Source organism: Sphingomonas sp. BL-S-30 (assembly GCF_055521475.1).
On the sequence record NZ_CM145481.1, the window covers coordinates 1518514 to 1543237 of the forward strand.

Annotated in this window: 16 protein-coding genes; 4 read left to right on the forward strand and 12 right to left on the reverse strand. The window is 65.8% G+C overall.

Annotated elements, in window-relative coordinates; translation table 11 throughout:
* Positions 1–90 precede the first annotated feature (90 nt).
* Positions 91–3078 carry a TonB-dependent receptor plug domain-containing protein gene (locus tag ACZ1I5_RS07075; RefSeq protein ID WP_465172999.1) on the forward strand — a complete coding sequence of 996 codons (2988 nt, stop codon included), beginning with the start codon at positions 91–93 and terminating at the stop codon, positions 3076–3078.
* Between the two features lie 67 nt (positions 3079–3145).
* Here ACZ1I5_RS07075 and ACZ1I5_RS07080 read toward each other — a convergent pair whose 3' ends face one another.
* Positions 3146–5215 carry a CocE/NonD family hydrolase gene (locus ACZ1I5_RS07080; protein WP_465173000.1) on the reverse strand — a complete coding sequence of 690 codons (2070 nt, stop codon included), beginning with the start codon at positions 5213–5215 and terminating at the stop codon, positions 3146–3148.
* 198 nt (positions 5216–5413) lie between these two features.
* Between ACZ1I5_RS07080 and ACZ1I5_RS07085 the strand changes: the two genes are divergently transcribed.
* The gene (locus ACZ1I5_RS07085; RefSeq protein WP_465173001.1) at positions 5414–7387 is read left to right on the forward strand and encodes a tetratricopeptide repeat-containing sulfotransferase family protein; all 1974 of its coding nucleotides are present in this window, start codon (positions 5414–5416) and stop codon (positions 7385–7387) included.
* A 237-nt stretch (positions 7388–7624) separates the two neighbouring features.
* Positions 7625–10069 (forward strand): TonB-dependent receptor, encoded by a 2445-nt coding sequence (locus ACZ1I5_RS07090; protein ID WP_465173002.1) that lies wholly within the window; start codon positions 7625–7627, stop codon positions 10067–10069.
* 241 nt (positions 10070–10310) lie between these two features.
* On the opposite strand, the gene ACZ1I5_RS07095 is transcribed toward ACZ1I5_RS07090, so the two are convergent.
* The 11 genes from ACZ1I5_RS07095 to ACZ1I5_RS07145 form a co-directional block, all read right to left on the reverse strand.
* Entirely contained in the window at positions 10311–11468 is a 1158-nt protein-coding gene (locus ACZ1I5_RS07095; protein ID WP_465173003.1) for a DUF3089 domain-containing protein, read from the reverse strand.
* Positions 11469–11478: 10 nt separating this feature from the next.
* Positions 11479–12339: a formyltetrahydrofolate deformylase gene (purU, locus tag ACZ1I5_RS07100; RefSeq protein WP_465173004.1), complete on the reverse strand. Its 861-nt coding sequence runs from the start codon at positions 12337–12339 to the stop codon at positions 11479–11481.
* 25 nt (positions 12340–12364) lie between these two features.
* Positions 12365–13666 carry a spinster family MFS transporter gene (locus ACZ1I5_RS07105; protein ID WP_465173005.1) on the reverse strand — a complete coding sequence of 434 codons (1302 nt, stop codon included), beginning with the start codon at positions 13664–13666 and terminating at the stop codon, positions 12365–12367.
* 219 nt (positions 13667–13885) lie between these two features.
* Positions 13886–14338 carry a sarcosine oxidase subunit gamma family protein gene (locus tag ACZ1I5_RS07110; protein WP_465173006.1) on the reverse strand — a complete coding sequence of 151 codons (453 nt, stop codon included), beginning with the start codon at positions 14336–14338 and terminating at the stop codon, positions 13886–13888.
* Entirely contained in the window at positions 14331–17063 is a 2733-nt protein-coding gene (locus ACZ1I5_RS07115; RefSeq protein WP_465173007.1) for a 2Fe-2S iron-sulfur cluster-binding protein, read from the reverse strand. Before ACZ1I5_RS07115 ends, ACZ1I5_RS07110 begins: the two co-directional genes overlap by 8 nt.
* Positions 17060–17323, reverse strand: coding sequence for a sarcosine oxidase subunit delta (locus tag ACZ1I5_RS07120; protein ID WP_465173008.1), 264 nt, complete (start codon positions 17321–17323; stop codon positions 17060–17062). The genes ACZ1I5_RS07115 and ACZ1I5_RS07120 overlap by 4 nt, the downstream gene beginning before the upstream one ends.
* Positions 17323–18579 (reverse strand): sarcosine oxidase subunit beta family protein, encoded by a 1257-nt coding sequence (locus tag ACZ1I5_RS07125; protein WP_465173009.1) that lies wholly within the window; start codon positions 18577–18579, stop codon positions 17323–17325. Before ACZ1I5_RS07125 ends, ACZ1I5_RS07120 begins: the two co-directional genes overlap by 1 nt.
* On the reverse strand, positions 18576–19724 hold the full coding sequence (locus ACZ1I5_RS07130) for an NAD(P)/FAD-dependent oxidoreductase (protein WP_465173010.1): 1149 nt from the start codon (positions 19722–19724) through the stop codon (positions 18576–18578). The genes ACZ1I5_RS07125 and ACZ1I5_RS07130 overlap by 4 nt, the downstream gene beginning before the upstream one ends.
* Complete coding sequence (locus ACZ1I5_RS07135) at positions 19717–21135, reverse strand: FAD/NAD(P)-dependent oxidoreductase (RefSeq protein WP_465173011.1); 1419 nt, start codon at positions 21133–21135, stop codon at positions 19717–19719. Before ACZ1I5_RS07135 ends, ACZ1I5_RS07130 begins: the two co-directional genes overlap by 8 nt.
* A complete protein-coding gene (locus ACZ1I5_RS07140; protein ID WP_465173012.1) occupies positions 21132–22391 on the reverse strand; it encodes a cystathionine gamma-synthase family protein in 1260 nt (419 codons plus the stop codon). The genes ACZ1I5_RS07135 and ACZ1I5_RS07140 overlap by 4 nt, the downstream gene beginning before the upstream one ends.
* Positions 22388–23593, reverse strand: a complete 1206-nt coding sequence (locus tag ACZ1I5_RS07145) for an aromatic ring-hydroxylating oxygenase subunit alpha (protein WP_465173013.1) — start codon at positions 23591–23593, stop codon at positions 22388–22390. Before ACZ1I5_RS07145 ends, ACZ1I5_RS07140 begins: the two co-directional genes overlap by 4 nt.
* Positions 23594–23821: 228 nt before the next feature.
* Here ACZ1I5_RS07145 and ACZ1I5_RS07150 point away from each other — a divergent pair, with 228 nt between their 5' ends.
* On the forward strand, positions 23822–24718 hold the full coding sequence (locus tag ACZ1I5_RS07150; RefSeq protein ID WP_465173915.1) for a LysR family transcriptional regulator: 897 nt from the start codon (positions 23822–23824) through the stop codon (positions 24716–24718).
* The last annotated feature ends 6 nt before the right edge of the window (positions 24719–24724 follow it).

Sequence of the window (24724 nt, forward strand, 5' to 3'; positions counted from 1 at the left end):
GGCGGATCGTGATCCGGTAAGTGTATCTCACAAGTACGCGATTCGTCAGCCAAGGCGGCGCGTCCAAGAATGACAAACAGGGGATGGATGATGGGAAAAAATTCGTTTGACCGCCGCGCTCTGACGGGCCTTCGTGGTACCGTTACCAGCCTTGCCGCACTCGCTGCCGGCCTCGCGTTCGCCCCTGCATCCGCCCAAACCGCACCCGCTCAGCTCGAGGCAGCCACGCCGGCGCCGTTGCAGTCGGCGCCAGAGGCGGAAAAGCCGGAGGGCGATATCATCGTCACCGGCAGCCGCATCATGTCGAGCGGCTTCAATGCGCCGACGCCGACGACCGTCATCAACGAGGAGTCGATCGCCCGCAACGCGCAGCCGAACATCTTCAACACCATCGCCCAGCTGCCGTCGCTGCAGGGGTCGACCGGTGCGGCCACGGGCACGTTCAGCACGTCGAGCGGCCAGCAGGGCCTGAGCTCCTTCTCGCTGCGCGGCCTCGGTACGATCCGCACGCTGACCCTGCTTGATGGCCAGCGTGTCGTCGGCGCGAACGTGACCGGCGTTCCCGACATTAGCATGTTCCCGCAGCTGCTGGTGAAGCGGGTCGACGTGGTGAACGGCGGCGCATCCGCATCCTATGGGTCGGACGCAGTCGGCGGCGTGGTCAACTTCATCACCGACACGCGCTTCACGGGTTTCAAGGCGAACGTCCAGGGCGGCATCACCAATTACGGTGATGACGAGCAGGCGCTGGTCCAGGCGGCCTGGGGCACGGCGCTGTTGGACAACCGGCTGCACCTGATCGTAAGCGGCGAATTCGACCATGAAGACGGTGTCGGCCCGGGCGATTTCGGCACGGACCTTGCGGGCGGGCGCGACTGGTATCGCGCGACCACGCTGGTCGATACAGGACAGGCCAATAACGGCCTGCCGCGGTTCAATTATCGCGATTATGCGCAGCCCTATCAGTATGCGCGGTACGGCCTGATCAACAACGGCCCGCTGCAGGGAATCGCGTTCGATCAGAACGGCGCGCCGTATAATTTCAACTACGGGTCGGGTGGCAAGCCGACGGGCACCGGCACTGTTACGGGCTGCTACCCCGGCAATGGCTTCTGCGTCGGCGGCGACCTGTCCGGTGCGCCCGGCTCCGGCGCGTCGCTGAAGTCGGCGCTGGAGCGCCTCAACGGCTTTGGCCGGATCGGCTTCGACTTCGCTGAAAACAACGAAGCCTATCTGACTGTCAACGTTGCAAAGGTGACGACCAGCAATCAGCCGAGCCCAGGCTATAATCGACAGAATCTGGCGGACGTCCAATGCTCAAACGCGTTCCTGCCGCAGCTGGTAAAGGATCGGTGCGTCACCGCCGGCATCACCAAGTTCAACTTCGGCTCGAGCAACGGCTATTTCCCGGATCCCAAGGTCTTCACCGATCGGCGTCAATATCGCTTCGTCGGTGGCCTGAAGGGAGCGTTCGACCTGGGCGGTTCCGACTGGAAATATGATGCCTATTACGAGCACGGCACGACCATTTCCGACATCAAAGTTCACGACATCGTCATTCAGAACCGTTACGTCGCCGCGGCCAATGCCATCACGCTGAACGGCGCCATCGTATGCGCCGACGCGGGTGCGCGAGCCGCCGGTTGTCAGCCGATCAATATCTTTGGCGGTGTCCCGTCGTCGGCCGCGCTTGCCTATATCACGCCGGCCAACGGGCCGTTCCAGCATACCAAGCTGACTCAGGATGTCGTCAGCCTCAACTTCTCGGGCCAGCCGCTCGATCTGTGGGCAGGCCCGCTATCGGTCGCGTTCGGTGGCGAATATCGGCACGAATTCTATCGTGTGAACGCCGATCCTTATGGTGCCGGCGTTTCGAGCATCAGCCCGAGCAGTGCTGCCTATCCGGCGGATCCGCTGCTCAATGCTTCCCAGGGGAGCAACTGGGCGGCCGGCAATTACAAGAATGGCAGCGGCAAATATGATGTCTATGAAGGGTTCCTCGAACTCGACGTGCCGTTGTTCGATGGCGACGGGATCGGCAAGGCGAACCTGAACGGCGCCGGTCGAGTCACGCATTACAGCACGTCGGGCACGGTTTGGGCATGGAAGATCGGCGGCACCTGGGAAACCCCGCTCGACGGCATCCGGCTGCGGGCCGTGACGTCGCGCGACGTGCGCGCGCCAAACCTGTCGGAGCTGTTCGCCGCGCCTACCGTCACGACGCAGCCAAGCTTCACCAATCCGTTCGGCCCACCGGTGCAGGCGTTCCAGAACACAGTTGGTAATCCCGACCTGAAACCGGAAATCGCACGCAACACCGAACTCGGCATCGTTCTGTCGCGTCCGTCCTGGCTCCCGGGCTTGAGCCTGTCGTTCGACTATTACAACATCGAGCTGAAGGGCGTGATCTCGACCTTGTCGGCAGCGCAGATCGTGCAATTCTGCGCCGATGGTCTCAAGAGCTTTTGCAGCGCCTTCAAACTGGACAATGCGAACCAGGCCGACAACTTCATCAACGTCAAGCCGTTCAATCTCGCTTCCTGGAAGACCAGCGGGTTCGATATCGAGGCGAGCTATCAGTGGCAGCAGCCGCTTGGCCTGCCGGGCAACTTCACCATCCGCGCCCTTGGAACGCATATCCGTGAGTTCCTGGTCGATGCCGGCATCGCCGGCGTCGACGTGGTCGACCAGGCCGGCGCCAACACCGGCAACACGCCCCATTGGAAGTGGCTGGCGACGCAGAGCTACAGCAACGACCGGTTCAGCCTCCTCGTTCAGGAGCGTTGGTTCAGCAATGGCGTGTTCGGCAATCAATATGTCGTGTGCACCACCGGCTGCCCGGCCTCGACCGCCAATCATCCGACGATCGACTTCAACAAGATGAAGGGCGCCTTCTATCTCGACCTCGGCGGCTCGGTGAAGATCACCCAGGGGATCGAAACCTTCTTCAAGGTCGACAATATCTTCGACCATTATCCCGCACCGTCGCCGCAGACCAATACCGGCCTCGACGTGAACCCGGCGCTCTACGACACGCTGGGCCGCGTGTATCGCGTCGGCGTCCGCGCAAAGTTCTGATTGCCGGAATAACCGACCGTGCGTGCCCCGGCGGGGCACGCACGGTCGGCAATGATGCGAGGACCGTCTAAACGAGGCGGCGCTTGATCGACTGCTTCGCTTCGCGTGAAAAGATGGATGTGCCGTTGTTGAAGGCCTCGATCGATTCGACGACGTCGAACGTCGCCGCTGTCGACCTCACCTCGAAGGCAATTCGGAGCTCGCAATTCCAGCCTTCACGGCGATAGCGGCTGATGCGGTTGCCCGACCAGACCCCGCTATTGGGATCGCCCGTCATGATCGACGCAACCGTGTTCGGGCCATAGCCCGAGAGCTCGGTTCCGTTGGCGCAGGTTCGTTTCTTGTCGGGCCAGACGCCGGTCACGGTCAGGCGGCCCTGGTCGATCGTCGTGCTTACCACGACCTCGCCCTTGTCGGGCGGGATCGGCACGATCTGGATAGGCATGGCCGGTTCGGCGAGCGGCGGGGTTCGGATCGGCAGCTCCAGGCTGCTGGCGACCGGATCCAGCGTCAGCGTCGGGCCTTCGGGTGAGGGCCAGACGAGCGGCCATAGCCCTTCCGAGATGGCGAGCCGGAGGCGTTCCCCAGCCTTGAGCTGTTGCGCGACGAAGCCGAGTGCGATCTCCACATCGACGGCCTTGCCAGGCGTCAGCGGTCGGGGCGTGTCATGCCCGTCGCGATGGGTGAGGTTGAGCAGGCCATAGGCCAGTCGCCATGAGGTGCCGTCCGGCATAACCTTGCACAGCCGCACCGCAACCTGGGCGACCGGCTTGTCGGCCGCGACGCGCAGACGGACTTTCGGCACGCCGAGCAGTTCCACGTCAGCGGGCAGGGGCGCCATGTCATAGGTGATCGAAAGGGCATCGTCGGTACGCTGGTCGCCCGGCATTTCCGCCTGGCCGAACGGCACCCATTCGGGCGTCTTGAGCCCCACGGCATTGCTGGATTTGTGACGACGCGTCTTCGCCGGGCCGGGGCGCGGCGCGAGGCCGGTGTCGGTGAGATACAGGCGCTGCCGATGTACGGCCTTTGACGGCCACACTGGTTCAGCGGCCCAATGGCCGGGCATTTCGCCCGGGGCGGACTGGGCGGGCGTTGCGCTCGGGCAATAGAAGCGCAGCATCGGCTCATCCATGATGCCGGTACGTTCGCCGCGCAGCCAGTGCGACCACCAGCGGATTTCCTCATAGGCCCAGTCCAGCGCCGGGCCCGGGCCACCGACCCAGGCATAGGTATGGCCCCAAGGCCCGACCAGCGCCTTGCGCGGGCAGCTCAATCCTTCGAGCAGCCGCGGCACCGAATGGACATAGGCATCGGCCCAGCCACCGACGACATAGGTCGGGCATTTGATCGCGGCGTAATCGAAGTGGAGCGACCCATGCCGCCAATAGCCGTCTTCGTGCTGATGCTCAGTCCAGCGCGCGATGATCGGCGGAGATGCCTGGAGCCGTTCGCGCCACATCGATTCCCAGGCCGGGCCGGCGATGAGCGGATCGGGCGGCGCGGCCATGACACCCTTGAAATTGGCGCCCCATTTGAAGTTGGTCAGACCGAGGCAACCGCCGACATAATGCGCGTCGTCGGTATAGCGGCGATCCGAACAGGCCATCGGCATGATCGCCTTGAGCGCTGGTGGGTTGAGCATCGCCGTCTGCAGCGTCGAAAACCCGCCCCAGGAAATGCCTCGCATGCCGACGGCACCGTTCGACCAGGGCTGTCCGGCAAGCCAGGCGATGATCTGGGCGCCGTCATCCTGTTCGCTCGCCAGATATTCGTCGTGGAGGATGCCATCCGAATCGCCGGAGCCACGAATGTCGATCCGCGCGAAACCGATGCCGTAGCCGGCCAGCGTCTCGCCCCAATAATCGTCGGCGGCGCTATAGGCGTCGCGGGTTCGATAGGGGATATATTCGAGGACGACGGGGGCGGGTTTGGTATCGGCATCGGCGGGCAGCCAGATCCGGCCGCGGAGCGTCACGCCATCGCGCATCGGAATGCGCGCCGCGTCGATATGCTTGACCGTTCCCTTGGGTGGCAGCGCCCATGGCTTGGGCTCCGCCGCGCGGGCGAGGCTGCTGCGGCCCAGCGCAAGGCCGGTGAGCGAGGCGGCGAGAAACTCACGGCGCGAACCCGGCATTATCGTGCGCCCCCCGCGCTGGCCCGGCAAATGCCGTTGCGTGCCGGTAGTGCGTTCATGCCGTCCACCCCTTCCAATGCCTTTTTGCAATGCCGTCATAGATTTTAGAAAGCCCGGCCGGTAGACGATGCGCCTAGTCTTTCTGCCGTTGCGGCACTGCGGTGCCCGATGTCGATGTCGGGGATTCAGGCACTGCCCATGACTGGCGATCATCGCGACGCGGCGGCGGCCGTGAAACGGGCAAGAGACCTACTCGGCACCGATCCGGCTGCTGCGACGGACGCAGCGCGGCAGGTTTTGCTGGCGACGCCGCATTCGGTCGAGGCGCAGTTCGTGCTGGGGGCCGCCTTGCGTCGTAGTGGCGATCCCAGCGGTGCACTGAGGGTGCTGGCACCGCTGGCCGCCGCCCGGCCGGGCGCGTGGGGCCTGCAATATGAGCATGGCATGGCCCTCGCGGCGCTTGGCCAATGCGAGGCAGCCGCGGCGGGACTGGAGCGCGCCACCCGGGTCAACCCACAATCCTCGCTCGCATGGCATGCGCTAGGCGATCAACTCGCGATGCTTGGCCGGATCGACGCGGCGTCGGCGGCGCAAGCGCGACTGGTCCCCGGCAGCGCGAGCGACGCGGCGCTGGGCGAGGTGGCTATGGGATTGTTCGATGGGCGCGATCCCGCTGCCGCCGAGAAACTGCGCATTCGTTTCGGCCTGGATCTCAACGATCCGGCGGCGAGGCGGCTGCTTGCCGATGTCGCCGTGCGGCTCGGGTGCGACGAGGCTGCCGCAGCCTTGCTCGCGACCGCGCCCGATTATCCGCCGGCGCGCTATCATCGGGCCATCCTGCTCCACCGGCTCGAACGCAACCGGGAGGCGCTGGAGGAGATCGCGGAGTCCGGTATCACTGCCTTCCGGGCGTTGAAGGCAGCGATCCTGATGCAGCTCGGCCGGGAGCGCGAGGCAGTCGAGGAGTTCGCCGCAGCCATCGCGACCGCGCCGGAAGATGCGCGGTTGTGGCACGGCAAGGGGCATGCCTTGCGCGCGCTGGGCCAGCAGGCCGAGGCTGTAAGCGCCTATCGCCGCGCGATCGCGCTCGACCCGGCGTTCGGCGAACCCTGGTGGAGCCTGGCCAATCTCAAGACCTGGCGTTTCGAGCCGGGCGATATCGACCGCATGCTTGGGCTGCTGGCGGGCGGCGAGCTCAACGCCGACAGCGTCGCGCATGTTCATTTCGCGCTCGGCAAGGCGCGGGAGGATGAGGGGCGCTATGCCGACTCGTTCGACCATTATCGCCAGGCCAATGCCGCGCGGCGCGCGGTGACACCGCATGATGCGGACGGCCATGCAGCTTTTGTCAGGCGCACGATTGCGACCTTTCAACCGGACTTTTTCGCCAAGCGGGCGAATGTCGGGCTGGCGGCTGAAGACCCGATCTTCGTGCTCGGCATGCCGCGATCGGGATCGACCCTGGTCGAGCAGATCCTCGCCAGCCACAGCAAGGTCGAGGGCGCGTCGGAACTGCCGGACATTACCGCTCTGGCGCGACGGCTTTCGAACCTCGCGGCGCGCGACGGCGAGGCGTATCCAGCATCGCTGGCTGACCTGCCGCGCGATGCCTTTTCCGCGCTGGGTGACGAATATCTGGAACGGACGCGCGGACATCGCCCCCTCGAACGGGCGCATTTCGTCGACAAGTTTCCCGGCAATTTCCTGCATGTCGGGCTGATCCATCTGATCCTGCCCAAGGCGCGGATCATCGATATCCGGCGCCATCCGCTTGCCTGCTGCCTGTCGCTGTTCAAGCAGAATTTCGCGCGGGGCCAGGCCTATAGCTACGATCTGGGCGACCTTGGCCACTATTTCGTGGAATATGAGGCTCTGATGCGGCATTTCGATACGGTCCTGCCCGGTCGTGTGCTGCATCTTTCCTATGAGGCGATCGTCGAGGAGCCGGAGCGGGAGGTGCAACGCCTGCTCGACCATTGCGGCCTGGAGTTCGAAAATGGGTGCCTCAGTTTCTTCGAGACGGACCGGGCCGTCCGCACGCCGAGTTCGGAACAGGTGCGACAGCCGATCTTTCGCGACGGACTCGACCAGTGGCGGCGCTTCGAACCCTGGCTCGGCCCACTGGTCGAAACGCTGGGTCCGCTCGCCCATGACGGGATGACGCGGCGATGATGCCTATATTGGATGCCCCCATCCGATTATTTTGCTTCCCGCTCCAGCCGAATCAGGTGACCTTCACCATCAAATCGGGGGTCAGGCCCCAATAGTCGCAAGCTGGAGCACATGCATGCTCGACGCGGCGACGCAAAAGGCCTGATAGAGTATTTTCGTCAAAATGGGGGGCTAATGACAAAGTCACATGATAAATCGGTTCGCTTCGGCCGTCGTGCGCGGTTGCTGGCGGTCCTGATGGCGTCCGGCGCGAGCCTTGCCGCACTCACACCCGGCTTGGCCTTCGCTGCCGAGGATCCAGTCCCGGCAGCAGCGCCGCCGGTCCAGGAAGCACAGGCGGCACCGGAAAAGAGCGACGAGCTCGGTGACATCGTCGTCACGGCCAACCGGTCCGGCGCCGAATCGCTGCAGAAGGTCGCGATGGCCGTGTCGGTGGTGAACGTCGACCAGATCACCAAGGCCGGACAGGGCAATCTTTCCGATATCGCCAAGTTCACGCCGTCCCTGTCGATCACGGAGGGCGCGCCGGGCTATCAGAAATTCAACATGCGTGGTCTTTCGACCGGCGGCTATGCCTCGTCGGACACGTCCGATCGCTCGCTGGTCGCGGTGTATCTCGACGATACGCCGATCTCGGTGCAGGGGCAGACGCCCGACCTCAAGGTCTATGACCTGGAGCGCGTCGAAGTGCTGCGCGGCCCGCAGGGAACGCTGTACGGCGCGGGCTCGATGGCCGGCACCATCCGGTTCGTGACGGCCAAGCCGGATCTCAATACGATGTTCGGAACGGCGGAAGCTGGTGTCGCGACGACCCAGCACGGCGCCGAGAGCTATAATTTCCGCGGCATGGTCAACCTGCCGATCGTCTCCGACCAGCTTTCGGTGCGCGCGAATTTCTATGTCGGGCGCGACGGCGGCTATATCGACAATATCGGCACCTACAACAAGCAGAACGCGAACAGCAACAACACCTATCAGGGGCGTGTCGCGCTACGCTGGGTACCGACGCCCGAACTGACGGTCGATGCGAGCATCACCTATGAGCGCAGCATCGCGAAGGGCCTGAGCACCGGGCTGAGCGGGCTGGCCCCCTACAAGGTTTCGACCAACGGGCCCGAGGGTACCGACGATCGCTTCCGGCTCTACTCGCTCAGCGCGGACTATGATGTCGGCTTCGCCAGCCTTGTCATGACCGGCGCCTATACCGATCGCGCGATCGGCTTCGATGCGGAGCCCGGTCCGCAGATCGGCTATTTCTTCGAGGATTATGGCAGCGGCCTGCCGATCAGTTCGACGACCTATCCGCTGTTCAAGGCGCCGACCACATACGACCAGTCGATCACCAACAAGATTCCGGCCGAGCTGTATCAGATCGATCAGAAGCTCAAGGACTATATGGGCGAAATCCGCCTGGTTTCGAAGGACACCGGCCCAGTTAAATGGACCGTCGGCGCGTTCTATGAAAAGCAGACCCGCCATCTCCGCCAGGACATTCCGACGCCCGGTTTCGATACGCTGTCCTACATGAATTACTTCTACGGGCCGTTCAACACGCCGAACGGCAAATATGATTCCAAGCTGGTCGACGGGGCGTTCCAGTCGAACGACATCTTCTCCGGCCTGCAGGATGTCGATGAGCACCAGTTCGCGGCCTATGCCGACGGAACCTGGCACGCCACCGACAAGCTCGATCTGACCGCCGGCTTGCGCTATTTCAACTTCAAGGAGAAATATTACCTGTTCGAAGGCGGGGTGTATGGCGTGATCGACCATAAACCGTTGACGACCAATGCGACGCTCAAGTCGAACGGGGTCAATCCGCGCGGGAACATCTCCTACAAGGTCAATGACAATTTCATGGTCTATGGCGAGGTCGCCAAGGGCTTCCGTTATGGCGGCGGCAACCAGCCGGTGCCGCTCGGCTCGTCGGGCGTCGCGGGGCAGTGCACGCAGAACCTTGCCGCCTTCGGCTATTCCGCCGCGCCGCTCACCTTCGGCCCGGACAAATTATGGAACTACACGATCGGCCAGAAAGCCAAGCTGGCGGGTGGACGCGTGACCCTCAACACGAGCGCCTATTATATCAACTGGACGGACGTGCAGACGCGCCTTCGGCTCGATTGCTCCTATTTCTTCACTGACAACAAGGGCAAGATCACCAGCAAGGGTGTCGAGGTGGAGACGATGGTCAAGGCCAGCCCGGAGATCACGCTTGTCGGCAGCGCCTCGTACAACAGCTCCAAGGCCAAGGGCGATATCCCGACGGTCGGCGCGTTCGACGGCGACCAGACGCCCTATTACCCCGCCTGGACCGCAGCGGGATCGTTCTTCTACGACAAGGACGTCGGACCCGGCAGTGTCCATCTGCAGGCCAGCTATCAGTATCAGTCGCAGCAATATACGACGTTCAACAACTTCGCGACCAAGATCGTCGGCGGCGTGCTGACCAGGAACGGCCCAAGCTCGAGCTATGCCGTCATCCCGGAAACACATAACGTCAGCGCGGCGCTGACCTATGACATCGGGCAGTTCGAATTCGGCCTGTTCGGCAACAACCTGTTCAACGGCGTCAAGATCACCAACGTCGCCCGTGCCACTTATTACAAGGTCTACCAGGCCGGCGACCGGGTCACCTATGCCCGCCCGCGGACGATCGGTTTCCGGGCGAAAGTGAAGTTCTGAGGCTTCGCCGGAGATTAGGAGGGGCGGCCCGTGCCGCCCCTTTTTTGTCTGTGCCAGATGGAAATGGAGCAAGGCAGTTGGCGATTAATGTCACACCCCTATAGGATAACACTAAAAATCGCCTGAAATAATATAGTTACAAATCAATGCCTTAATCGGACATTTCAACAGGATTTTTGTTGGAGAGTGTGACATTAATCGTGCACCGGATCGCGGCGACTCAGTCCGAAACCGTGCCGCTTCAGCGATGGCGCCGATGCCATGCGGCGCTCTGGTTGCCGATCAGGCGGGCGAGATCGCCCTCGACGATCGCCATATCGACCACATGGAAGCCCCACTCGGGATAGTCGGTATCTCCGATCGCCACCGGGCCGATGACGGCGTCGGTCAGGTCGGTCGCAGCGCCGGGTTCGACATGGACCGACAGATAGGAAAAGCCGTTCCGGACGGTGCATTCGGCCGAGAGCAGGCCGGGGGTACGCACGAAGCGGGTCGGCACCGGCTTGCCCAGTGCGGACCAGATGGCGGGCTGTTCGAACTGCGCGACGCCGCCGCGCCACCAGGGAAAGCCGAGGATCGGATCGAGCGGCGCCTTGCCGCCCTCGAGCTTCGCCGGATTGGTGCATCCGGCCTCCAGTCCCGCGGCGGCGGTGCCGATCAGCGGTGCGCGGCCGAACAGGCCGTTCGTCGGCGGCGGATTGGTGTCGCGATAGCTCGCCCAGGTGACGACACACCCGGTCTGGGTGGCGGACCGGCAGAGCGGCACGGTTTTCAGATCGCCGCCGACCTGCTTGGCGTGCGGCACCATCACCGAGACGCCGGGCAGGATCGCGGAGAGCAGGCGTTGCTGGATCGGCTTGCCGTCGATCTCCTCGACCAGCAGGCGCTTGAGCATCGCCGAGCCCTGGCTGTGGCCGACCAGCACAAAGGGCCGCCCGTCATTGTCGTGCGCCAGATAGTCGCGCCACGCCGCGAGCACATCGGCATAGGGCAGGGCGAACTCGTCGTCCGATGGCCTGACGCCCGTGCGCATCGCCGCGCGCAGCGCCGGGAGGGTCACCTGGCGGTAGATCGGCGCGAAGAGGCGGCACATGGCACGCAGCGGGCCGGCCTGAGAGGCGACCAAACCCTGTTCCTGGCGATCCGGAGTCATGTCGCTGTGCGGCAGCTCGTCCATCGAGGTGGTCGGATAGACGTAGAAACAATCCGCTTTGGGCGCGCCTGCCCGTGGTGACGGATCGGCCTTCATCATGCCCTCCGGGCCGATGACGGTCGTGGCCATGTCGCCGGTGCAGACATCCGTCCGGCCCGGCCGGCACAGCCAGGTGTCGGGTTGGCGATAGTCGTTGGGGGCCGGTGCCTGGGCGGCCGCTGCAGCGAGAAGGAGAAACAGGCTCATGATGTCTCCTTCAATCCCGGAAGACCACGGTACGCGCGCCATTAGCCAGCACGCGCCCGCTCAGATGCAGACCGACCGCGCGCGAAAGCACGCGCCGCTCGATGTCGCGGCCCTTGCGCACCAGATCCTCGGCGGTGTCGGCATGGCTGATGCGTTCGACGTCCTGTTCGATGATCGGCCCCTCGTCGAGATCGCCGGTGACATAATGCGCCGTCGCACCGATCACCTTCACCCCGCGGGCATGGGCCTGGTGATAAGGCTTGGCGCCCTTGAAGCCGGGCAGGAAGCTGTGATGGATGTTGATGCAGCGATCGGCGAACTTCGCCGACAGATCGTCCGACAGGATCTGCATGTAGCGGGCGAGCACTACCAGATCGGTACCCGTAGCCTGATGGATCTCCCAGATCCGCGCTTCCTGCTCGTGCTTCGTCGCCGCAGTGACCGGGAGATAGTGGAAGGGAATCCCGTTTAGATCGAGCGTGGCGAAGGCTTCGGCCGGATGATTGGAGATGATGCCGACCACGTCCATGTCGAGCTCGCCGATGCGCCGCCGATAGAGCAGGTCGACCAGACAATGATCGAATTTCGACACCAGGATCAGCACTTTCTGCCGTTCCGCCGCCGGGCGCAAGGTCAGGGTCATGCCGTACCGGTCCGCCAGATTGTCGAAACCGCGCTGAACGACCGCGAGGTCGGTACCAGCCGGAAGGGCGAAGGCCGTGCGCATGAAGAAACCGCCCAGCTCGGCATCGTTATACTGGCTGGAATCGGTGATGTTGCCGCCGCACGCGAAGATATGCGCCGAGACGGCGGCGACGATTCCCGGCCGGTCCGGGCAGGATAAGGCAAGGACGAAATGCTGCGCTGACATCAGGGCTCCGTGGGAAAAAAAGAGATCAGGCGGCAGCGGCGGCCATCTGAATCCGCTGGCCGTCCGCAGCATAGGTACGGACGCTGGTCCAGTAATGATAGGCTGCCCAGAAACCGGTCAGCGACAGCGCCATCAGGGCATAGCGTAGCGATTCGGCGTTGCTGTGCAGCGGACCGGAGAGTGTGTCGCTGATCCAGCCGACCGCCAGCGGCGCGACGATCAGATTGGCCACGTTCGCGGTCAGCAGGCTTATCGCCATGCCCTGCGCGCGCATCGAGCAGGGCAGGAAATTGAGCAGCAGTGCCATGGTCGGCCCGACATAGAGATAGATGGCCGGCACCACGATCCACAGCATCAGGGTCGCGACCCAGAGCGAATGAGTCCAGTAGATCACGAAGGACGGGATGGTCGAACACAGCGTGATGCCGGCGAGGAACCACGCGATGCGCCGGGGCTCGCGCATCTGTGGCATGGCGCAGATCGCGCTGGTCGCAAGGGTCGCGGCGATCCCGGCCCAGAGATAGATGGTGCCGAGCCGGGCGCCAGCCTCGGCGGTGGTCAGGCCGTAGCTGCGCTCCAGAAAGGTCTGGGTCCAGTACATCAGGCCCCAGCCCCACAGGCAGATCACCGTACCCGCCGCGTTGATGTGCCACGCCGAGCGCTGCGACCAGAGGAAGCGCAAAGTCTCGCCGAGCGGCGTCTTTTGCTCGGTGATCGGATCGACGCATTCGAACCGGCCGCGCACGGGCTCGCGCACGGTGAGGAAGATGATGAGGCCGAAGATCACGCCAGGCGCGCCGAGCGCAATGAACGCGGCGCGCCAGCTATGGAAATGCTCGACGATCTGGCCGGCGACGGTCGATCCGAGCCAGGCGCCGAGCGGTAGGCCGAGCGCATAGACGGTCAGCGCAAAGGCGCGGCGATCGCGCGGGAAATAATCGGCGATGATCGAGGTCGATGGCGGGGTGCCGCCGGCCTCGCCGATGCCGACGCCGATACGCACCAGCAGGAATTGCCAGAAATTGTGGGTGAGACCGAGCAACGCGGTCATCAGCGACCACAGCCCCATCGCGACCGCGACGATGTTGCGCCGGTTCGATCGATCGGCGAGCTGCGAGATCGGGATGCCGATAGAAATGTAGAACAAAGCGAGCGACACGCCGGTCAGCCAGCCGACGCCGGTATCGGTGAGGTTGAATTCGACCCTGATCGGCTCGAGCACGGTCGAGACGACGTAACGGTCGGCAATGTTCAGGGCATAGACGAGGCCGAGGACCAGCACGACATACCAGCGGACGGACTCGAGACGCGGCGTGGTCGGTGTCATTGTGTATTCCCCCTGGTCCGCGGTCGATACTCATTGGCGCCGGGTTTGTGGCGTCGCAACGCCTCCGTAGTGCCGTTCCCCTCTTCCTTCCCCGGCGAAGGCCGGGGCGCAGTAGGGAAGGCTGTAGTGACGACGCGCAGCGCCAGTTCCGCGATGTCCCCCGACTGGGCCCCGGCCTTCGCCGGGGAAGGAAAAAGGATAAGGCGCATCGTCGCCGCCTTACCGTCCATGGTTCGATCCCGGGCCGATCGCGCCTGCCCATAGATCGGTCAGGGCGGATGCGTAGCTGCTTGCCATATAGACGTCACACGCCGTGTCGCCGGTCACGGCGATCCAGACTTGTATGTGATGGATAACGGTCGCTGCGACCCGGCCGATGCCGAAGCCCGGGTCCTCGGCGTCGAAACAGCCGCTGACCATCAGCAAGGTGCGCCACTCGGGTCCGTCGAGCGTCGCGCGGACGAGGCCGCCGCCGATCGGCGTCAGGGTGCCGGCATCGGCAATGCGGGCGGCGACTTCGGCGGCGCGGTCGCCCGCGCCGATCAACCACCAGCGGCGCGGCTCGACCTGCAGCATCCGGATCGCGGTATCGGCGGGCGGGCCGTCCGCACCCCAGAGATCGAGCACGAGCACATCGCCTGCCGGCGCGATGGTGACGGAGGCGTCAATCACGATAGCGCGCTCCCTCGCCGTCGTAGAAGAGCGGGTCCGTCACGGTGACGTGGACATGCTGGTTGCGAGTCGGCGAGGTGGCGAGCAGGACGTCGCCCTTGCGCGCATGGCCGTCGGTCAGCAAGCCGAGCGCGATCGCGCCGTCGCCGAGGACTCGCCCTGCCGCGGAGGTGACATGGCCCTGCACCGGAGCACCCGTTGCCGCGACCAGCATCGATCCTTCGGGAATCGGGCCGTCCTGCGCTTCGAGGCCGACCAGTTGCAGGCGACCATCCGACGACAGCGCCGGTCGCGTGAGGCCCGCGGCGCCGATAAAGCCGCCGCTCTTGCGCAGCATCCGGCCGAGTCCGAGGTCGTGCGGCGTCGTGCGGCCATCGGCCTCGGCGCCGATCACGATATGGCCCTTTTCGATGCGCAGGAATTCCAGCGCCTCCAGGCCATAGGGACAACCGCCGCGCGCCCGCGTCTCGGTCTCCAGCGCGTCCCATACCGGTGCCGCCTCGCTGCCGGCGGCATAGATTTCGAAGGCGCGTTCGCCGCTATAGCTCGCCGCGAGGATCAGCACCGGGACGCCGGCGATTATCGCCTCGGCGACACCCATATGCGCCGGTGGATCGATGCCGGCGAGCGTCGCGAGGATGTCGCGGGCGAGCGGCCCGGCCAGCGCGATGCCGGCGAAATGCTCCTGTTGCGCCACCACCGACACGCGCAGATACGGGGCCAGCACGCGGTGCGCATAGCTCAGATGCGCTTCCATCCGGTCGGCACCGCCCGTCGAGCTGGTGAGCAGATAGCGGTTCTCGTCCAGCCGCCAGAAGGTGCCGTCGTCCATCACCATGCCGTCTTCGCGCAGCATGATGGTGTAGCGCCCGCGCCCGACCGCGAGCTTCACGCCGGTGGCGCAGACGATCTCGAGCAGGGCCGCCGCATCCGGCCCCGACACGGCGAACTTGGCGAGGGTGGAGACGTCGACGATGCCGGCAGCGGTGCGCACCGCGCATGCCTCGCGCATGGCGGCCTGGTGCAGCGTTTCGCAGGGAAGCGGATAGGCCCGCGGGCGGTACCAATAGCCGAGCGGTTGCCAGAGCGGATCGAGCCGCTGGTGACGATCATACAGGGCAAGGCGGCGGCTCGGCGCGGCATGGCCGCCGCCATCGGCACCGGCCAGCGTGCCGAGGGTGAGCGGGGTGAAGGGCGGGCGAAAGGTCGTCAATCCGGCCTGGGGAATCTCGACCCCGGCCGCACCGGCGAGGCGCGCGAGCGCGGCCATGTTGCTGGTCTTGCCCTGATCGGTTGCCATGCCCAGGGTGGTGTAGCGCTTGAGATGCTCGACCGAGCGATAGCCCTCCTGCCAGGCCAGATCGACATCGGCGGCGGTCACGTCGTTCTGGAAATCGATGAAGCTGTGTTTGGGGTCGGGCAGCTCCGCCGCCGCAGGCGCGATCGGGGCGACCTCGCCTGCGGCGGCGCCCACGCTGGTGACGGCCTGTCGCGACGCGCCTGGCACGAATGCCTGAATGTCGGCGCGCCAGTCGAGCGCGCCGCCGGCCTGGCTATGCAGATGGACGACTGGCGTGAAGCCACCCGACATGGCGAGCAGATCCGCGGCGAATGTCACCTGCTCGGTCCAGATGTCCGCGCGCACCGCCACGATACCGCCCGTTCCGCCCTTGGCGATCAAGGGCCAGGCGTTGGTATGGACCGGAAGGCGCGTCTTCGCTTCGCTTGCCAAGGGACTGAACCCGCTGCGGGCGTCGAGGATCGCGACCACCTCGCCGCCGGCAGCCAGGATCGCGTCGGCAGTGGCATAGGCATCGTCATTATTGGTCGCGATCACCACGCGGCGGCCGGGCAGTACGCCGAAGCGGGTGATGCAGGTTCGTACCGCCTGTGACAGCATCACGCCGGGTCGGTCATTGCCAGCGAAGGTAAGCGGCCGTTCGAAGGCGCCGGTGGCGAGCACGATCCGTCCGGCGCGGACATGCCAGAGGCGCTGGACCGGCATGCCGTCCGCGGGCGCCTGGCCGGGCTCGACCAGCCGTTCGGCGAGCGTCGCGAAGCAATGATCCCATAGCCCCGATGCGGTGGTGCGGGTGAGGACGCGGACGCCGGGCGGTGCCTCGCCGCCAAGGATTCGGTCCTGCTCGACCAGCATGACGCGTGCGCCGGTCCGTGCCGCCTCGCGCGCGGCGGCGATCCCGGCGGGGCCGCCGCCGATTACCAGTACGTCGCAAAAGGCGGCGCGATGCTCGTGCCGATCCGGATCGGCGTGGGTCGGTGCCTTGCCCAGCCCGGCGGCGCGGCGGATCAGCTTTTCGTAAAGCATCCAGCGCGAGGGCGGGCCGAAAAAGGTCTTGTAGTAGAAGCCGGCGGTAAGGAAGGGCGCGGCCAGGCCGTTGACCGCCCCCAGGTCGAAGCGAAGGCTCGGCCAGCGATTCTGGCTTTGCGCAACCAGCCCGTCATAAACGAACAGATCGGTAGCGCGGGTGTTGGGCTCGGTGCGGCCGCCTTCGCCGACCGTCACCAACGCGTTCGGCTCCTCGACCCCGGCGGCCATGATCCCGCGCGGGCGATGATATTTGAAGCTCCGTGCCACCAGTCCCACGCCGTTGGCGAGCAGGGCGGCCGCCAGCGTGTCGCCCGGCCGGGCGCGCATCGCGACACCATCGAAGGTGAAGTGCAGCGTGGCTTCGGCGCCGCCCGGGATGCGCGAGGGGCCGCTCACCGGTGCACCGCCGGATCATAGTTCGCGGCCGAGACGATCTCATGCGTCTGGCGGTGACGCCGCAACACGAGCCATTGCCGACAACCCATGCCATGCCGCCACAGTTCGTCATCGAGCCCGCGCGGATTGGCGCGGGCATAAAGCCGGGCGACGGCCTCATCGGCCGGCATGTCGAGCGTCACGATCGAATCGAGCGTGCGTTCATAGCTGAACTCGATCTGCGCGCGGGGGCCGCAATGGGGGCAGTGGACCAGCATCATCAGCGAAGCTGCGGCATGAAGCCGACCCCCGCTTCGTCGATCGTCGCACCACGTGCGAACCGGTCGAAAGAAAAGGGCGCCGCGAGCGGATGCGCCGTGCCGGTGGCGAGCAGATGGGCGTAGCACCAGCCCGATCCGGGCGTCGCTTTGAACCCGCCATAGCACCAGCCGCCGTTGAGATAGAGGCCGTCGACCGGCAGGGTCGAGATGATCGGCGATCCATCGAAGCTCATATCGGTCGTGCCCGACCAGCAGCGCACCATGCGCAGCCGCGACAGGGCCGGGACCAGGGCGATCGCTTCCGCCGCCGCCTTCTCGATCCGGGCAGGCAGGCCGCGCTGGGCATAGCTGGGGAATTGATCGGGATCGCCGCCGAGCACGATGCCGCCCTTGTCCGACTGGCTGATATAGCAGTGCAGCGACTGCGACATGATCACCGTGTCGATCATCGGCTTGACCGGCTCGGTGACGAAGGCCTGGAGCGTCTGGGCTTCGATCGGCAGCTTGATGCCGGCCAGCGCCGCGACCGGCCCGCTATTGCCCGCCACGCAGATGCCGACACGCCCGGCGCCGATCGCGCCGCGGCTGGTCTCGACACCGGTGATGCGCCCGCCAGCCAGGGTGAAGCCAGTCACTTCGCAATTCTGGATCACGTCCACGCCCAGCGCGTCGGCAGCGCGGGCATAGCCCCAGGCGACCGCGTCATGCCGGGCGGTGCCGCCGCGCCGCTGGATCATACCGCCATGGACCGGGAAGCGCGCGCCGGACGACATGTCGAGCAGCGGGACGAGTTTGCGCACCTGGTCGCGCGTCAGCAGGTCGGCGTCGATCCCGGCGCAGCGCAGCGCGTCGCCGCGTTCGGCGAGGCGAGTCATGTCCGAATCCGAATGGCCGAGGAACAGCGCGCCGCGCGGGCTGAACATGACATTGTAGTTGAGTTCGTCGCTCATTCCCTCCCACAGGTTCAGCGCGAAATCGAAGAGATTGTGGAGCGCGGGCTGGCGATAGTTCGACCGGACGATCGTGGTGTTGCGCCCGGTATTGCCGCCGCCGATCCAGCCCTTTTCCAGCACGGCGACCGATTTCACGCCGTGCTTTCTGGCGAGATAATAGGCGGTGGAGAGCCCGTGCCCGCCGCCGCCGATGACGATCACGTCATAGCTCTTCTTCGGCTCCGGATCGCGCCAGGCACGGGGCCAGTGGCGCTGGCCGGTAAAGCCGGCCCGCAGCAGCGCGAGCGCCGAATAGCGCGTCATGCCGCCCAGCCGCGCTGCTCGCGCCAGTCGGGCTCGAGCGTCGCGAAGCGGGCGAGGCCGAGCTTGGCGATGTCCGCGAAGGAGCAGGCGCCGTCGATCACCAGGTCGCGGATCGCGTGGCCGCTCGCCGGCGACAGGCCGAAGCCGACCCCGGACATGGTCGCGACGGTGACGTTGCCGGGATCGGTTAGCCGGTCGATGATCGGGCGGCCATCGGGGGTATTTTCGATCACGCCCGCCCAGGAGCGGATGACGTTCAGCCCCGCCGCCCGGGGAAACATCTCGGCCACGCGGCGGGCGAGGTTGCGGACCAGCGGCGAGGTCGGCCGCGCTGCCGGCCCGTTCGGCTCCATGGCGATCCATTCGTGCGGGCCGCCGCCAAAGGCGAGATTGCCGCGCAGCGTCTGGCGTCCGTACAGGCCGTTGCCGTCGACGCCGCCGATCGCCATCAGCGGTGCGGGCTCGGTCACGATCATTTCCGCCCGGGCCGAGGCGAGCGGGAAATTCACGCCGAGCGGCGCCAGCAGCATGCCCGATTGCGGCCCTGCCGCCACCACGAGCGCATCGCAGCCGATCCAGCCGCGCGGCGTCTTTACCGCGGTGACCTTGCCGCCCGTGGTGCCGATCGACAAAGCCGGGCAATGCTGCAGGATCTGGCCGCCAAGGTCCTGCAGCGCCCAGGCATAAGCCTGCACCGTCCGCTGCGGATTGGCATGGCCGCCGAAACGCAGATGGATACCGCCGAGACAGGTCTCGTCGGTCAGCGGCACCATTTCCTGCGCCTGGCGCGCATCGAGATCGTCGACCGGATAGCCCATCGCGGTGCACATCCGCCCGACGGCGCGGTAATGATCGAGCAGCTCGGGGTCGCGCTGGATGATGATCCGCTCGCGGCGATATTCGGTCGGATAGCCGAGCAGTTCGTCCATCATCGGCCACATACGCTGCTCTTCGGCGAAGAGCGGGCTCTGATAATGCGAAGCCCCGCCGCCGTTGCGGCCCGAGGCCTCCCAGCCGACAATGCCCTTGTCGAGCACGACCACGTCGAGGCCGGAGCGCGCCAGCCACCAGGCGGCGCTCAGCCCCGTAACGCCGGCGCCGATGACCACGACCGAGGCGCCCTTCGGTGCTGCCGGTTCAGACATGCATGTTGCCGCCAAGGCCCGCTACATGATCGGCCTCTTCGGGTGTGCCGATCACGGCATAGGGCGTCCACTGCGTCGGGATGCCGAACCACACGTCCCAGCCCTTTGCCATCTCCGCGCTTTCCTGCCAGTCGGCGAGGATACCGAGCGGCACCGGGCGAACCGGCGCGCGGAAACTGGCGACGGGTACCGATGCCAGCGGGACGCCTTGTTCCTGCGCCAGCAGGCACGCGACCTGATCGCGGCAGCGGCGGCCCTGGCACTGGCCCATGCCGGCGCGGGTCAGCCGCTTGATCTGGTCGGGATGGGCCGGGCCGTCGTTGAGCAGCGACGAGAGCGACCGCGCCGCCATGCGCTCCGGCCGGTCGAGATACTGGGGCGGCTGGACGCCGATCAGGTCGGCGCGGGTCACGTCCTCGCACTGGCAGACGATCGTGTCGGATGGGGCATGGCGGCCGAGCGCGCGGCTCCAGGCATCGATCCGCTCGGGCGCAGGGGGGCAGGTCGTGGCGCAGTCGCCGACCAGCGTGATCCGGTCGCTGGCCTGAGTTCCGGCGGCGTCGAGCAATTCGGTGGCGGGCCGGGTGCCGATCGCGAGGCAGATCGTGTCGCAGGCGATCTCGAAGGGCACACCGCCATCCATGGGGGCGATCCGCGCGGCCTCGACGCCGTCGATCCCGCCTGCCGCCGAAACCAGCGTGTGGCCGAGATGGATCGGGACGCCCGATGCCGACAGGCGCTCCGCGAGGTCGGGAGGGCCCTGCACGCTGGCCGCGATCTCGACGATGCCGGCGACGTCGATCCCGTTCGACTGAGCGAGCAGCGCCGTCTCCAGCCCGAGCCTGTCCGATCCGACTACCAGCACCCGGCGGCTGGCCAGCGCGTCATAGCGGGTCAGCAGCGCTGCAAAGCCCTGCGCGCCCATCACGCCGGGCTGATTCCAGCCCGCAAAACCAAGCACCAGATCGCGCGCGCCGGTGGCGAGGATGAGCCGGTCGAAACCGATCATCGATGCGGCTTCGCCATCGGCAATGCCCAGCATCGGCTCGGGCATCGCCCGCATTGCCGGGCCGTTGACATAGAGTCCCCAGGCAGCGGTGCCGAGGCGGACATCGACGCCTGCCTCGAACGCTGCTTCGAGCGCTGGATTGCTGGTGAAGACCTGTTCCAGCATGCGGCCGGGCTGCTGCACCGCGGCGGTCATGCGACCGCCATAGAAGAGCGGCACGTCAGTGCCCATCAGGCCGCCCGGGACCGGATTCTCGTCGACCAGCAGCACGGATGCGCCGTCGGTCGCCGCGGCGATGGCGGCGGCGGTGCCTGCCGATCCGGCACCGACGACCACGACGTCGAACCGGGCGTCGGGGGCGGGCAGCTTGCCGTCGATCGCGTGGACGTCCCGGGCCGTCACACGGCCTCCAGCGCCTGGGCGAGGTCGGTCAGCAGATCGTCGACATGCTCGATGCCGACCGACAGGCGCAGTGTGGCATCGGTGATGCCGCCGGCCGCGCGTTCCTCGGGCGACAGCGCATAGTGCGTCGTCGTCGCCGGATGCGTGATCAGCGTTTCCGAGCCGCCCAGGCTGACCGCGAAGCGGAGCAGCCTCAACCGGTCGAGGAAGCGGAACGCTTCCGCCTCGCCGCCGGTGACCGCGAAGGAAAAGGTCGATCCCGCGGCCCGGCACTGGCGGTCATATACGGCCCGTGCGGGCGTGCCCGCTGCGAGGAAGCCGAGATAGGTGATTCCGGCGATCTTGGGATGGTCGCGCAGGTATTCGGCGACGATGCGGGCATTGTCCATCGCGCGTTCGACCCGCAGGTGCACGGTTTCCATCGATCGCAGCATCAGCCAGCTCGTATAGGGATCGAGATGGCTGCCGAGCGTGGTGCGCAGCAGCCGCAATGGCGCGATCAGCGTCGCCTTGCCCGACACGCCGCCCGCCAGCAGATCGCTATGCCCGCCGCAATATTTGGTGAGCGAGGTCATGCACAGATCGGCGCCGAGCTCGATCGGGCGCTGCATCAGCGGGCCGAGCAATGTGTTGTCGACCATCACGATCGGTCGCGTTCCGGTGCGCGCGCCGACCGCATCGGCGACGGCGACGACCATCGCGATATCGACGATCGCGGCGGTGGGATTGGCCGGGCTCTCGACCACGATCAGCTTGAGCGGACCCTGGGCAAGCGCGTCCTCGACCGCTGCCTCGACGCTCGCCCGGTCGCAGCCATCGGTGAATTCGGCATGGCCGACGCCGAAGCCGGGCATCAGCCCAGTGTAGAGACCGTTGGTCCCGCCATAGATCGGCCGGCTGAACAGGACGCTGTCGCCGGGCCGCAAATGGGCGAGGGCGATCGCGCTGTGAGTCGCCATGCCGCTGTTGAAGACCGCGGCGGCCTCGGCGCCATCGAGTGCTGCGAGGCGCGTCTCGACCATGTCGAGATTGGGGTGGCCGAGCCGCGAATAGATATGCCCGCCACGGCCTACTTCGGGCCCGGTGCCGTCGAAATAGGCCTCGTGAATGTCCTTTGCCTGGCGCGCCGAGGCATAGGCGAAAGTCGAGGTCATGTAGATCGGCGGCTTGGCGGCGTTGGCCGCGCCGGCCGGATCATAGCCGGCGCGGACCGCCAGCGTCTCCGGGCGCCAGACGAGATCGTCGCCCGCGCTCATGCCGCCGCGCGCTCCAGATAATCGGCCGCCTTGGCGCAATACCAGTCGACGAAGCGCAGGGTCAGCGATTCCGCGTCGGGGCTGTAGGGGCCGGGCGTGTAACCAGGCGAGTTGACGCCGAGCTGGTTGTTCTCGGCGAATTCCTTGTCCTGTAGATTGGTGCGCGTCCACAGGTCGGTCAGCGTCTCGATATCGTAATCGACGCCTTCGACGGCATCTTCATGCACCAGCCACCGGGAGACGACATGAGTCTCGGTCGGCGAAACCGGGATCGCGGTGAAGGCGAAGGTATATTCGCTGGTCGAATGGCAGAAATTATTGGGCTCGATCGCCCAGCGCAACGATCCGGTATCGCCGCCGCCCGCCTCGCACATCAGCTTCTTGACATTGAACTGGCCGTTGGTGGTCATCGCGACGGTGCCGGGGTTGAGCGGGAAGCGCACCGCCTGCCACCAATCCTCGCCGACCGGCCCCATCGGCAGGCCGATCTCGGCCATGCGACGGCCGAAGGCGAGCGCGGGCTCGTCCTCCAGGTCGAAATAGGCCGAGGCGTTGACCGGGAAGGTCAGCGACAGTTCCGGATGGCCGGTCGCGCAATGATAGCATTCGCGGCCATTCTCCATCACCAGCTTCCAGTTCGCATATTCGACCAGGGTCGATTGATAGGCGAGCTTGGCGTGCTGCAGATTGTGCGGCGCGAGCAACGGCGTCAGGTCGCGGCGCATGGTGTCGATATCGGGCGGGGTTTCGGCAAGGCAGATGAAGATCGCGCCGGCGACCCGTTCGAGATGGACCTGCTTCAGGCCATGGTCGCTCTTCTGGAAATCCTCGGGCATGCGGCCCGCCGCGAGCAGGCGGCCGTCGAGACCATAGGTCCAGCGATGATAGGGACAGGTGAGGCGCGCGGTATTGCCCTGTCCGGGCTTGCACAGGATCGAGCCGCGATGGCGGCAGCTGTTGTGGAAGGCGCGCAGCTCGCCGTCGCGGCCGTGAAGGATGATGACCGGCCAGCGCCCGACCATGAAGGACAGATAGTCGCCGGGTTTCCTGATCTCGGCCTCGAAACCGGCGAACAGCCATGACTTGCCGAAGATCGCGGCGAGATCGAATTCGAAGGCGGCCGCGTCGGTATAGAAAGCCTGTGGTAGCGAATGGCCCGCCGGGCGCGCGCGCAGCAGCGCCGAAATATCCCCCAGGTCCAAAGCGAATTCTCCAACTTACCCCATGGGGTGAGTGGCATGACGCCGGGGCCAAGCAGAAATCGCATTTGCGCATGGCCGCATGCCAAAAGCTGCAAGCATCGGACCTGCGCGCCTGACGCCGTTGCATCAGCCCAAAAAACGCGCTTGGTATCGAAAAAGGGCATAGCCGTAGCGACCAGGGAGATAGCCATAGCACGCACATCAACGGTCAATCGGCGCTGGCTGCCCCTGAACGCCCTTCGGGCGTTCGATGCGGTTGGTCAGCGACTGAGTTTCACGGCGGGCGCGCAGGCGCTGAACGTCTCGCAAAGTGCCGTGAGCCGTCACGTCATCAGCCTGGAGGAATTGCTCGGGCACAAGCTGTTCGATCGCTCCGGCCAGACACTGGTGCTGACCGCCGCGGGCAAGGCGCTGCTGCCCGAAGTCAGCAAGTCGTTCGATCGGCTCGAGCAGACGATGAACGCGATCTGCGCCAATCCGAATGCGAGCCGGCCGATCCGCATCCATATCCCGCCATCCCTGCTGCATCAGGTCGTGATGCCGATGATCCAGGCATTCCATGCCGAGCATCCCGACATCCGCATCGATATCTCCAGCTCGGGCGTCACCGGGCTGCCGAGCAACGAAACCGACATGGCGATCGTGTTCGATCGGCCCAATATCGACGACCGGGTGACCGACCTGTTGTGGATGGTGCGCGTCGCGCCCGTCTGTTCGCCGCAAACCGCTGCCGCCCATGCGGGCAAGCCGCTGGCGCAATTCCTCGCCGACAACGACCTGCTGCACGTCAAGCTCGATGGAGAACCGCGCGGGCTGCTCTGGAGCATCTTTGCGCGCCAGTGCCGGATCGATCTCGACGTCGATCGCGGGCTTGCCTTCGACACGGCGTTGCTGGCGGTGGGTTATGCGATGAAAGCGGGGGTCGCGCTGACCGATATCGACATGTTCGCAGCCGAGATCGCCGCGGGGCGGCTGGTCGTGCCGCATGATTGCGTGATCGACGACGGGTTCGGCTATTATCTGAAGCTGCGCCCGGAGGACCTGGCCGACCCGACGATCAGCCTGGTGCGAAGCTGGCTGATCGCCCGGTTCGCGGCGCGGCAATTGGATCAGGCCGCCGCGTGATGCCCT

Bases quoted from the DNA above. Each gene is read 5' to 3' on its own strand.
- ACZ1I5_RS07075 (WP_465172999.1), top strand. From the start codon at position 91: ATGGGAAAAAATTCGTTTGACCGCCGCGCTCTGACGGGCCTTCGTGGT.
- ACZ1I5_RS07080 (WP_465173000.1), bottom strand. From the start codon at position 5,215: ATGCCGGGTTCGCGCCGTGAGTTTCTCGCCGCCTCGCTCACCGGCCTT.
- ACZ1I5_RS07085 (WP_465173001.1), top strand. From the start codon at position 5,414: ATGACTGGCGATCATCGCGACGCGGCGGCGGCCGTGAAACGGGCAAGA.
- ACZ1I5_RS07090 (WP_465173002.1), top strand. From the start codon at position 7,625: ATGGCGTCCGGCGCGAGCCTTGCCGCACTCACACCCGGCTTGGCCTTC.
- ACZ1I5_RS07095 (WP_465173003.1), bottom strand. From the start codon at position 11,468: ATGAGCCTGTTTCTCCTTCTCGCTGCAGCGGCCGCCCAGGCACCGGCC.
- purU (WP_465173004.1), bottom strand. From the start codon at position 12,339: ATGTCAGCGCAGCATTTCGTCCTTGCCTTATCCTGCCCGGACCGGCCG.
- ACZ1I5_RS07105 (WP_465173005.1), bottom strand. From the start codon at position 13,666: ATGACACCGACCACGCCGCGTCTCGAGTCCGTCCGCTGGTATGTCGTG.
- ACZ1I5_RS07120 (WP_465173008.1), bottom strand. From the start codon at position 17,323: ATGATGCTGGTCCACTGCCCCCATTGCGGCCCCCGCGCGCAGATCGAG.
- ACZ1I5_RS07125 (WP_465173009.1), bottom strand. From the start codon at position 18,579: ATGACGCGCTATTCGGCGCTCGCGCTGCTGCGGGCCGGCTTTACCGGC.
- ACZ1I5_RS07130 (WP_465173010.1), bottom strand. From the start codon at position 19,724: ATGTCTGAACCGGCAGCACCGAAGGGCGCCTCGGTCGTGGTCATCGGC.
- ACZ1I5_RS07140 (WP_465173012.1), bottom strand. From the start codon at position 22,391: ATGAGCGCGGGCGACGATCTCGTCTGGCGCCCGGAGACGCTGGCGGTC.